Source organism: Aureimonas sp. AU22, from assembly GCF_001463745.1.
Classification (GTDB): Bacteria; Pseudomonadota; Alphaproteobacteria; order Rhizobiales; family Rhizobiaceae; genus Aureimonas.
This window is the reverse complement of record NZ_BBWJ01000031.1, coordinates 1-10590: the sequence shown is the minus strand read 5'-3', so window position 1 is coordinate 10590 and position 10590 is coordinate 1. Positions and strand designations below refer to the sequence as shown.

Genomic DNA, 10590 nt, shown 5'->3' with positions numbered 1-10590 from the left:
GGGGCATTTGCCAATTTATATCGAGTGCGTTTAAATGACGCGCTATGTTCACCGGCCATCGGGGCCATCCTCATTCCGCCCCACTTTGCTTCGATGGCTTGAGGCGTCCGTCGAACTTTTGCGGGTGAGGTCGTGAGTCGCGCTGCAGCGCCCCCGGAACAGATGGACGGCTCGCGGCGGACCATGCTCGCGGCGCACCCCGATCCTGGTCGTTGGACGATGCCCCGGCGCATGCTCCATCATCATGTCGCGACGCGGGACGATCTCGATTCCCTGACCACCCAGGGCGACCTCCCCCATGTCTTCCGTCCGCTCGGGCGGGACGCGCCCAGGCTCGATCTTCATGGCGTGCTGACGCCGGAGCTGGCGATCTGGAACGTCACCTCGGCGACCGGTTTCGAGAGCGTTCCGGAGCATGTTCCGGATGTCTACACGATCCGCGTGCCGCTGAGCTGCAGCCTCGTCAGCCGAACGCCCGGGAAGGATTACGAGACGCCCGCGGGCAGCGCCATCATCCTGCCGGCGGTGGAGTTGCTGGCGACCCGCTTCGCACCGGGTGCGCGGGTTCTGGCCTGCGCCGTCCGCACGCAGGATCTCGTCAGCCGCTCCGAGACGCTGGAGTGCGAAGGCGCACCCCTCGTCCGCTTCCAGCCGACGGTGAGGCTCGACGGGCTGCCGCTCAAGGCTCTGGTGCACACGATCGGGCAGATCGGCGACCATATGGGAACAGCGGCGGAGAATCTGGCCGCTCCGCTGCTTCTCGATCTCCTCCTGAACCAGATCCTGTCGGTCTGGCCGCGCAGGCAGCCCCAAACCCCGGACGGCACCGCTCGCGCCGCATCGCGCGGCATCGACTACGTCGAGGCGCATCTGGCCGAGCCCCTGACGGTGGGACACGTCGCGGCGGCGGCCGGCGTCAGCGTGCGCACGCTCCAGTCCGCCTTCCGGGCGCATACGGGACGCACGCCGCTCGGCTACATCCTGGAACGGCGCCTGGAATGCGTCCACGCCGAACTGATGGCCAATGACGGCCGGCTCGCCGTCTCCCAGATCGCCTATCGCTGGGGCTTCCTTCACATGGGCGAGTTCTCGCGGCGCTACCGCGAGCGCTACGGCTGCCTCCCCTCGCAGACGAGCCGCCGGGCCCCCTGAACCGGCCGCTTCTGTTCGGGTTCCTGGCACAACCGGGTCACCGCGGGGACGCGACGGCGTCCATGCTGGCCAGAAACGCCGTGAGGACATCGCTCCCGCGCCGGGCTCGCGGCGTGTAGAGCTCGAACAGGCAGACATAGCCGACGTCGTCCGGCCGGATGCGGCGCATGCGCCCGGTGGCGACGTCGTGTTCGGCGGCGTGGTGGGGCAGGAAGCCGATGAACCGTCCGGAGCGGATCAGCAGGAGTTCCGGCTCGATCTGCTGCACCGTCGCCTCGATGCGCCAGCGGATGCGGCGCATCCCGTCCTCCTCGCGCCAGTAGCCGCGATGGACATAGGGCGCATCCGCCAGCACCTCGTCGGTCAGGGCGGCGTCCGGCCGCGCGAAGAACGGATGGTCCACCCCGCAGTAGAGGCCATGGCTTTCTTCGTAGAGCGGCTTGTAGTCGATGCCTTCGACGCGCGAGCGATGGCTCCCGATGCCGCAATGGTAGAGCCCTTCCACGATCTTCGGCTGGATGTCCTGCGGTCGTTCCTGCACCAGCACGAGGCGCACGTCCGGAGCGACGCGGCCGAAGGCGGCGATGACCTCGGTGATGCGGTTGGCGGGGTCGCTGGCGACGCAATCGAGGATCGCGACGCGCAACTCGCCCCGCAACTCGCCCTTCAAGGCGGCCACGTCGGCGGCGAAATCGCCGAGCGCCTGTCCGAGCCGGCGCGACGCCTCGTGCACCGCCTGGCCCCGTTCCGTCAGCCGGAAACCGCCGCGTCCGCGCTGACAGAGCGTGAAGCCGATGCGCTCTTCCAGCGCCGTCATATGGTTGCTGATCGTGGACTGGCCGATGTTGAGCTCGGCTTCCGCACCGGCATAGCCGCCGCCGCGCACCACCGAGTCGAAAACCTGAAGCAGCCGCAGATCACTTCCCGAGACACGCATCGGAACCGACTTCACATGGAGGGATGTCAAGGTGAACCTTGATAGAACCCTATGGTGCCGCCGTCGACCCCGCTCGTATGGTCAACAACACGCCATTCGCCAGATGTGATCATTCTCAATGCATACGGTTTGCGCCTACCTCCCGCTGGACCGAGCCACCCGATGAGCGGGGAAACGCGTCTCGGCCGGGTCTCGGTGCCGCCGATCGCGCAGGCCGGTCGCTGGGCCGCCGTCTACGACGGACGGCACGGACCGCTGGTGGATTGCAGCCAGGCCGTCCCGAACCGCCCGCCGCCGCCCGAACTCGCCGAACGCCTGACCCGCGCCGCCGGGGAACCGGCGAGCGCGCGCTACGGCGACATCCTCGGCGACCCGGACCTTCGTGCGGCCTATGCCGCGCATGTCTCGGAGCGCTACGGCGCCGACGTCGCCGCGGATCGCGTCGCGATCACCAGCGGCTGCAACCAGGCGTTCTTCGCTGCGATGGTGGCGCTGGCGGGGGCTGGCGATGCCGTGATCCTGCCGACGCCCTGGTACTTCAATCACCAGATGACGCTGGACATGCTGGGGATCGAGGCGCGTGCCCTGCCGCTTGATCCCGCCGCCGGCTTCCTGCCCGATCTCGGCGCGCTGGAGCGGCTGATCGACGCTCGGACACGCGCGGTGGTGCTCGTCTCGCCGAACAACCCGACGGGTGCCGTCTATCCCGAGGCGCTGCTCGGCGAGATCCTGGCACTGTGCGCGCGGTGCGGCGTCGCGCTGGTGCTGGACGAGACCTATCGCGACTTCATGGCCGAGGGCGCGCGCCCGCACGCCCTGTTCGAGCGACCGGAATGCGACGACCATCTCGTCGCCCTCTATTCCTTCTCCAAGACCTATGCGATCCCCGGCCACCGCGTCGGCGCGCTGATCGCTGGGTCCGCCCTGATGGCCGACATCGAGAAGGTGGTCGACTGCATCCAGATCTGCGCGCCGCGCCCAGCGCAGGCCGCGCTGCCCTGGGCGATCACGTCGCTCGGCGACTTCCGCCGGGCAAGCGCCGCCGAGATCGCGGGGCGAGCGGAGGCGTTTCGCGATGCCTTCGCCGCCCTGCCCGGCTGGCGCATCCGGCAGATCGGCGCCTATTTCGCCTATGTCGAGCACCCGTTCGGCGACACGCCGTCGGTCGAGGTCGCCGCGCATCTCGCCCGCGCCTTCGGTCTCGTGACGCTTCCCGGCGCCTTCTTCGGGCCAGGGCAGGAGCGCTTCCTGCGCATCGCCTTCGCCAATGTGGACGTGCCGACGATCGCCGAGATCGCCCGCCGCCTCGCCCTCGTCCCCGACACACTGGACACGCCCGCATGAGCCAAGACCTCGAAACCCTGCGCGCCCGCTTCGGCGGCGAAAACGAGCGGATGATCTACGACGAGGGCTTCGCCCGCGTCGCGTCGCGCCTCTTCAACGCCAAGGGCACGCGCGTCGCCCCCTTCGCCGGGGTGCCGACGCTTCTCGACGTGCCGTATCGGCCGATGGACTGGTCGGCGCCGGATCTCACCGGCCTCGACGTCGCGCTTCTCGGCGTTCCGATGGATCTCGGCGTCACCAATCGCAACGGCTGCCGCTTCGGCCCGCGTGCGCTGCGCACGATCGAGCGCGTCGGCCCCTACAACCACGTCCTGAAGACCATGCCGACGATGGACCTGTCGGTCGCCGACATCGGCGACGTGCCGTTCCGCTCGCGCTTCGACCTCGCGAGTTCCCACGAGGACATCGAAGCGACGATCGCCACGATCGCGAGCGCCGGCGTGGTGCCGCTCTCGGTCGGCGGCGACCACTCGATCTCGCATCCGATCCTGCGCGCGCTGGGGCGCGAACGCCCGCTGGCGATGATCCATATCGATGCCCATTGCGACACGAGCGGCCCCTACGAAGGCTGCAAGTTCCACCATGGCGGGCCCTTCCGCCAGGCGGTGCTGGACGGGGTGCTCGACCCCACGCGCACCATCCAGATCGGTATCCGCGGCTCGTCGGACTATCTCTGGGAATTCTCCACCGAGTCCGGCATGACCGTGATCCACGCCGAGGAGATGCCCGATCTCGGCATCGCCCGCATCGTCGAGATGGCGAAGTCCGTGGTGGGTGACGCGCCGGTGTATCTGTCCTTCGACATCGACAGCCTCGATCCGGCCTTCGCGCCCGGCACCGGAACGCCCGAGATCGGCGGCCTGACGACGCGCGAGGCGCAGGCCCTTCTGCGGGGTCTCGCCGGCATCCGCATCGTCGGCGGCGACGTCGTAGAGGTCGCCCCGCAATACGACGCCACCACCAACACCGCCCATGCCGGCGCGCAGATGCTGTTCGAGATCCTGAGCCTCGTGCCCTTCTCGCCCGATCGTGCCAACAATAAGCCCTGACACCCGAACGGAGATCCGCGACATGACGACTTCCATCGCCCATCCGACCCGCCGCTCGGTGCTTCTCGGCGCCGCCACGGGCGCCGCCACCCTCGCCATGCCGGGCATCCTGCGCGCGCAGGACCGCTCCCTCAAGGTCGGCGTCTACGGCGGCTACTTCAAGGATTCCTTCGACGAGAACGTCTTCCCGGCCTTCACCAAGGCGTCGGGCATCACCGTGGAAGGCATCGCCGAGCCAACCGGCGAAGCCTGGCTTGTGCAGCTCGAGCAGGCCGCGCGCGCAGGCGTCGCCCCGGCCGACGTGTCGATGCTCAGCCAGGTCGCCATGCGCAAGGGCCTGACGACCGAGCTCTGGGCGCCGCTCGACCTCGCGCGCATCAAGCACGCGGCCGACATCCTGCCGCCCTTCCTCGTGAAGTATCCCGACGAGCGGGTGGCGGGCGTGGGTGCCGTCGCCTGGTACATCAACCTCGTCACCAACACGGAAGCCTATCCGACGGCGCCCGATTCCTGGGGCGCCTTCTGGGATCCGGCGAACGAGGGCAAGCTCGGCCTCCTCGCGCTGGTCTCCAACTCGTTTCTTCTCGAAGTCACGGCCACGACCTATTTCGGCGGAACGGGAATCCTCGACACCGAGGAGGGCATCCTCAAGGTCATGGACAAGCTGGCCGAGCTGAAGCCCAACGTGCAGCTCTGGTACCGCGACGAGGCGCAGTTCGAGGCGGCGCTGAAGTCCGGCGAGATCCCGATGGGCCAGTACTACCACGACGTGACGGGCCTGGCCGCCTCGAAGGGCGCGCCGGTGCGCTCGACCTTCCCGAAGGAGGGCGGCATCTCGGATTCCGGCTGCTGGGCCGTCAGCAAGGCTTCCCAAAAGCTCGATCTCGCGCACGAGTTCATCGACTACATGACGCAACCGGAAACGCAGTCGCTGCTGGCGCGCAAGGTCGGCACGGCGCCGGTGATCGGGCGCCAGCTCCTCGACCTCACGGATGCCGAGTTCGCCGCCGTGTCCTCGACCGCCGCGCCGATCGTGCCGCGCTACGACCTCTACGTCTCGAAGGCCGACTGGCTGAACCAGAAGTGGACCGAGCTGATCGTCGGCTGAACGACCCCGGCCCCCGATCCGACCCGCAGGAGTTCCCCGCCCATGACCGCGCTCGCGCTCGACGGCGTCACTAAGCGCTACGGCGCGACCACGGCCGTGGACGCCGTCGACCTCACGATCCCGGAAGGCACGTTCGTGTGCCTTCTCGGGCCGTCGGGCTGCGGCAAGACCACACTGATGCGCATGATCGCCGGGCTCGAGGCGCCGACCAGCGGCGACATCCGCTTCGGCGCGGAGACGATCACAAGCGTTCCGGTTCACAAGCGGAACTTCGGCATGGTGTTCCAGTCGCTGGCGCTGTTCCCGCACCTCACCGTCGGCGACAACATCGCCTATCCCCTGCGGCTGCGGGGCGAGAGTCGCGGCACGATCGAGGCCCGGGTGCGCGAGCTTCTGGACCTCGTGCGTCTGCCCGGCGTCGAGGCGCGCGCCATCACCCAGCTGTCGGGGGGCCAGCGGCAGCGCGTGGCGATCGCCCGCGCGCTCGCCGTCGCCCCGCGCCTCTTCCTTCTGGACGAACCCCTGTCCGCCCTCGACGCCAAGCTGCGCGAAGCCATGCAGGTGGAACTGCGCCTCCTCCAGCAGCGCCTCGGCATCACCACGGTGGTGGTGACCCACGACCAGCGCGAGGCGATGACCATGGCCGACCAGGTCGTGGTGATGCGAGGGGGCCGCGTCCTGCAGATGGATCGCCCGATCGACGTGTATCGCCGGCCCGCGACCCCGTTCGTCGCCGACTTCCTCGGCCAGACCAACCTCCTGGAGGTGACCCGGGACGCGGACGGCGCGCGGCTGCATACCGGCGCGCTCCTACCCGGCATCGCCCTTCCCTCGCCGCAGGCCCTCCTGTCGATCCGCCCCGAGGACGTCCTCCTCCTGCCCGAGGGCGAGGGCCCGATCTCGGCCGAGGTCGAGTTCGTGCGCGACATGGGGTCGGGCGTCGAGGTCTATCTGCGCGCGGGCGAGACCCGGATCATCGCCCATCGCGAGGCCGGCGCCTCCGTGGCAGGCGTCGGCGCGCGCGTGGCGCTCGGCGTGAAGCCGGGAGCCGCCGCCGTGTTTCCCGCCGAGGCGGCATGAGCGCGGTCGGCTCGCGCGGCGGAAACGGTCAGGGCGCGCTCGTCTTTCCTGCGCTGATGCTCGGCGCCTTCTTCGTCGTCCCCTTCGGGCTGATGATCGCCGTCTCGTTCTTCCAGCGCGTCCAGGGCGGCTTCTACGAGCCGATCCTGACATCGGCCAACTATGCGCGGTTCCTGTCGCTCTTCTTCGGCGAGATCCTTCTCTTCTCGCTCGGGCTCTCGGCGCTCGTCGCCCTGATCTGCCTCGTGGTGGGCGCGCCCTTCACCTATCTCCTGTCGCGCCTGCCGCGCCGCGCCCAGGTGCCGTGGCTCGTCGCGCTTCTCGCCATCCTGTCGCTGTCCGAGGTCATCATCGGCTTTTCCTGGTCGACGCTGCTCTCGCGCACGGCCGGCGTCTCCAACCTTCTCGTCGCCCTCGGGCTGATGGCGGCGCCGACCGCCTTCACGCCGAGCTTCGCGGCCGTCCTCCTCGGCATGACCTATCAGGCCCTGCCCTACTGCGTCCTCGTGCTTTACCCGTCCTTCTCGCGGCTCGACCCCTCGCTCGGCGAGGCGGCCGAAACGCTCGGTGCCTCGCCGAGCCGTGCCTTCCTGACCGTGATCCTTCCGGCGCTGCGCGGGGCGCTGGCGGCGACCTTCGTCGTGGTCTTCGTCTTCGCGCTCGGCTCCTATCTCCTGCCGCAGCTTCTCGGCCGGCCGCAGCACTGGACACTGTCGGTCCTCATCACCGACCAGGCGATCTACCAGTCCAACATGCCGTTCGCGGCGGCCATGGCCGTCTTCCTGGTGCTGGCGAGCATCCTCCTCGTCTCGCTCACCGCCCTGTTCGGCGCCCGCCGCGCCGGGAGCGCGGCATGAGCCGCGTGTTCTTCGCCATGGTCGGCCTGTTCCTGGCCGCACCCGTCGCTATCATCGCGGGCGTCTCGCTCAACGCGCAGCAGAGCCTCGTCTTTCCGCCGAAGGGCCTGTCGCTCCGCTGGTACGGGGCGATCTTCACCGATGCCGACTGGCGCGCCGCGCTCCTCACCTCCGTCGCCATCGCGGCGCTGGCGGCCGCGCTCGCCGTCCTCATCGCCCTGCCGATCGCCTATGCCCTGTGGCGGCGCACGAGCGTCGCCGGGCGCGTGGTACAGCTGCTCGGCGTCTCGCCCTTCGTGCTGCCGCCGGTCATCACCGCGCTCGGCGCCCTCGCCTTCTGGTCGACGGTTGGTTTCTACGGCTCGTCCTTCACCGTGGTCGTCAGCCATGCGATCTTCTTCACCAGCCTGCCGCTCGTCACGCTGACGCTCGGCTTCTCGGCGATCGACCGCGAAATCGTGGAGGCGGCCCGCACGATGGGCGCCGACGAGCGATCCGTGCGCCGCACGATCGTCCTGCCGATGATCCGGCCCTATCTCGTGTCCGGCTTCGCCTTCGCCTTCGTCCTGTCGCTGAACGAATACATCATCACCTACATGACGGTCGGCTTCACGATGGAGACGGTGCCGATCAAGATCTTCAACGCCCTGCGCTACGGCTACACGCCGGTCATGGCCTCGATCTCGGTGCTCTTCGTGGCGACGGCCGCGCTGGTCTTCGGCCTCGTCGCTTGGTTCGGGGACCTGCCGAAGCTGCTGGGCGCCTGGGAACGACGCTGATGCGCCTTGCGCTCTTCCAGCTCGACGCCGGCGAGGCGCCCCGCCTCGATCGCATCGGATCGCTGCTTCGCAAAGCCCGTGACGCGGGAGCCGACCTCGCTCACCTGCCCGAACTCGCGCTGCCCGGCTACGGCGCAGGCGTCGAGGCCTTGCGCGAGACCGCCGCAAAGGCGCCCGAGCTTCTGGCGCAACTGGCCGATCTCGTCGCCGAGACCGGCGTCGCGCTGGCGCTCGGACTACCCGTCCTGCAGGACGGCGCCGTGCGCAACGCCGCGGTGGTGCTGCGTCCGGGGCATGCGCCCGCGACCTATGCCAAGCGCTTCCTCTACGGCGACTACGAGCGGGCGGCCTTCTCGCCGGGCGATGCCGCCTCGCCGCTCGTGGAGATCGCGGGTCTCAACGTCGGGCTCCTCGTCTGCTTCGACGTCGAGTTTCCCGAGACCGTGCGGGAGCTGGCGCTGGCCGGCGCAGACCTCGTGCTGGTGCCGACGGCGCTGCCCGAAAGCGAGGGGGCCAGCTTCATCGCCCGTCACCTCGTGCCGACGCGCGCTTTCGAGAACGGCCTGTTCGTGTCCTATGCCGACTGGTGCGGTTGCGATGATGCCTTCCGCTACGGCGGACTTTCGGTGATCGCGGCACCGGACGGCCGGGCGCTGGCGCAGGCCGGCGAGAGCGTTGCCGAGATGCTGGTCGCCGATCTCGATCCGTCGGCCTTCGCGGATGTCCGCGCGGCCAACGACTATCTCGGCGAACTCGCCCGCATGCGCGCGAACGCCTCGTGACGAGCGGCATCCTTTCCGAGCTCGTCGCCATCGTCGGCGAGCGGCACCTGGTGCCTGGCGAAACGCTGCGGACGCGTCCGCTGGACTTCTGGACCGACGACCCGACGATCGCGCTCGCGCTGGTCAAGCCAGGCTCCACCGCGGAGGTTTCGGCGGTGCTCGCCCTTTGCGACGATCGCGGCATCGCGGTCGTGGCCGAGGGCGGGCGCACCAACCTGAACCAGGGAACGCGCGCCGACGAGACGAGCCTTCTCCTGTCGCTCGAGCGGCTGAATGCGATCGGCGTGCCCGACGAGGGCGCGCTGACGATCGAGGCAGGTGCCGGGGCGGTCGTTCAGACGCTGCAGGAGCGCTGCGCGGACAGGGGCCTGCGCTTCGGCCTCGACTTCGGCGCGCGCGGCAGCGCGACGCTCGGCGGCGCGCTCGCGACCAATGCCGGCGGCTTCCAGGCCATGCGCTACGGCGTGGCGCGCGATCAGGTGCTCGGGCTCGAATGCGTGCTTGCCGACGGGACGGTGCTGCGGCATCTCAGCCCCTACGCCAAGGACAACACGGGCTACGACCTCAAGCAGCTTTTCATCGGATCGGAGGGCACGCTCGGGATCATCACCCGCGCCGTCCTGAAGCTGCATCCCGCGCCCGTCACGGTGAACACGGCGCTCCTCGCCTTTCCGGACTTCGATTGCGTGACGCGAACGCTTGGACGCCTGCGGCGCGGCCTGCATGGCACCCTGTCGAGCTTCGAGATCATGTGGCCTGCGTTCTTCGAACTGAACGCCGCGACGCTATTCGGGGCGCGGCGCCCCCTTCCGCCGGGAGCCGCGCTTTATGCCCTGTGCGAGGCGGAGGGCTTCGAGCCGGACGGCGACGGCGCGCTGTTCGAGGCCCTCGTCGGCGCGGCTCTCGAAGCGGGCGACGTCGGCGATGCCGTGATCGCGCAGTCCTCGCGCCAGCGAGACGAGTTCTGGAGGATCCGCGAGGATTTCGAGGCCGAACAGGCGCTGTTCCCGGTGCTGATCGATTTCGACATCTCGCTGCCGCTCGCGCGCATGGACGCGTTCGTGGGCGAGCTGGATGCCGCCCTGCGGCGCGAGATTCCCGATGTCATCGCGCTTCACGTCCTCGGGCATCTCGGCGACGGCAACCTGCACCTGACGACCGGCCTGCCGACGACCGAGCGGCGCGGCGCGCTCAAGGCGCTCGTCTACGGCCTCGTCGCTCGCTATCGCGGATCGATCTCGGCCGAACACGGCATCGGCCTTCTGAAGCGCGACTATCTCCATCATTCGCGCGAGCCCGCCGAGATCGCCACCATGCGCCGTCTGAAGGCCGCGCTCGACCCGCGCGGCACGCTCAACCCCGGCAAGGTCATCTGATCCGGCCACGACCGCTCCGGCGTGAGGCCATGCGACGCGACGGCCGATTCGGTCGGTCACCCGCCCGCCGTGCCCGTCGGCCAGGTCGCGTGATGGTCGTCGATCACCAGGGCATGGCGGTGCCGG

At 69.3% G+C, this 10590-nt stretch carries 10 protein-coding genes; 9 read left to right on the top strand and 1 reads right to left on the bottom strand.

Annotated features, from left to right (window positions below; translation table 11 throughout):
* The first annotated feature begins 231 nt into the window (after positions 1-231).
* Positions 232-1152 (top strand): AraC family transcriptional regulator, encoded by a 921-nt coding sequence (locus AUL34_RS10575; RefSeq protein WP_192845730.1) that lies wholly within the window; start codon positions 232-234, stop codon positions 1150-1152.
* Between the two features lie 37 nt (positions 1153-1189).
* On the opposite strand, the gene AUL34_RS10570 is transcribed toward AUL34_RS10575, so the two are convergent.
* The gene (locus AUL34_RS10570; protein ID WP_244492521.1) at positions 1190-2119 is read right to left on the bottom strand and encodes a LysR family transcriptional regulator; all 930 of its coding nucleotides are present in this window, start codon (positions 2117-2119) and stop codon (positions 1190-1192) included.
* A gap of 132 nt (positions 2120-2251) precedes the next feature.
* Between AUL34_RS10570 and AUL34_RS10565 the strand changes: the two genes are divergently transcribed.
* The 8 genes from AUL34_RS10565 to AUL34_RS10530 are packed head-to-tail and all read left to right on the top strand — an operon-like array spanning position 2252 to position 10464.
* On the top strand, positions 2252-3433 hold the full coding sequence (locus AUL34_RS10565; RefSeq protein WP_061933681.1) for an aminotransferase: 1182 nt from the start codon (positions 2252-2254) through the stop codon (positions 3431-3433).
* Complete coding sequence (gene speB / locus AUL34_RS10560; RefSeq protein ID WP_061933680.1) at positions 3430-4482, top strand: agmatinase; 1053 nt, start codon at positions 3430-3432, stop codon at positions 4480-4482. Before AUL34_RS10565 ends, speB begins: the two co-directional genes overlap by 4 nt.
* A 22-nt stretch (positions 4483-4504) precedes the next feature.
* Positions 4505-5590: a PotD/PotF family extracellular solute-binding protein gene (locus AUL34_RS10555; RefSeq protein WP_156420878.1), complete on the top strand. Its 1086-nt coding sequence runs from the start codon at positions 4505-4507 to the stop codon at positions 5588-5590.
* A gap of 42 nt (positions 5591-5632) precedes the next feature.
* Complete coding sequence (locus AUL34_RS10550; protein ID WP_061933679.1) at positions 5633-6670, top strand: ABC transporter ATP-binding protein; 1038 nt, start codon at positions 5633-5635, stop codon at positions 6668-6670.
* A complete protein-coding gene (locus AUL34_RS10545; protein ID WP_061933678.1) occupies positions 6667-7527 on the top strand; it encodes an ABC transporter permease in 861 nt (286 codons plus the stop codon). Before AUL34_RS10550 ends, AUL34_RS10545 begins: the two co-directional genes overlap by 4 nt.
* Positions 7524-8306 carry an ABC transporter permease gene (locus tag AUL34_RS10540; protein ID WP_061933677.1) on the top strand — a complete coding sequence of 261 codons (783 nt, stop codon included), beginning with the start codon at positions 7524-7526 and terminating at the stop codon, positions 8304-8306. Before AUL34_RS10545 ends, AUL34_RS10540 begins: the two co-directional genes overlap by 4 nt.
* Entirely contained in the window at positions 8306-9088 is a 783-nt protein-coding gene (locus AUL34_RS10535; protein WP_061933676.1) for a nitrilase-related carbon-nitrogen hydrolase, read from the top strand. Before AUL34_RS10540 ends, AUL34_RS10535 begins: the two co-directional genes overlap by 1 nt.
* Entirely contained in the window at positions 9085-10464 is a 1380-nt protein-coding gene (locus AUL34_RS10530) for an FAD-binding oxidoreductase (RefSeq protein ID WP_082653297.1), read from the top strand. The genes AUL34_RS10535 and AUL34_RS10530 overlap by 4 nt, the downstream gene beginning before the upstream one ends.
* The last annotated feature ends 126 nt before the right edge of the window (positions 10465-10590 follow it).

Excerpts from the sequence above, each read along its gene's own strand:
- AUL34_RS10550 (WP_061933679.1), top strand. The coding sequence starts at position 5,633 with ATGACCGCGCTCGCGCTCGACGGCGTCACTAAGCGCTACGGCGCGACC.
- AUL34_RS10565 (WP_061933681.1), top strand. The coding sequence starts at position 2,252 with ATGAGCGGGGAAACGCGTCTCGGCCGGGTCTCGGTGCCGCCGATCGCG.
- AUL34_RS10555 (WP_156420878.1), top strand. The coding sequence starts at position 4,505 with ATGACGACTTCCATCGCCCATCCGACCCGCCGCTCGGTGCTTCTCGGC.
- AUL34_RS10545 (WP_061933678.1), top strand. The coding sequence starts at position 6,667 with ATGAGCGCGGTCGGCTCGCGCGGCGGAAACGGTCAGGGCGCGCTCGTC.
- AUL34_RS10535 (WP_061933676.1), top strand. The coding sequence starts at position 8,306 with ATGCGCCTTGCGCTCTTCCAGCTCGACGCCGGCGAGGCGCCCCGCCTC.
- AUL34_RS10575 (WP_192845730.1), top strand. The coding sequence starts at position 232 with ATGCTCCATCATCATGTCGCGACGCGGGACGATCTCGATTCCCTGACC.
- AUL34_RS10540 (WP_061933677.1), top strand. The coding sequence starts at position 7,524 with ATGAGCCGCGTGTTCTTCGCCATGGTCGGCCTGTTCCTGGCCGCACCC.
- speB (WP_061933680.1), top strand. The coding sequence starts at position 3,430 with ATGAGCCAAGACCTCGAAACCCTGCGCGCCCGCTTCGGCGGCGAAAAC.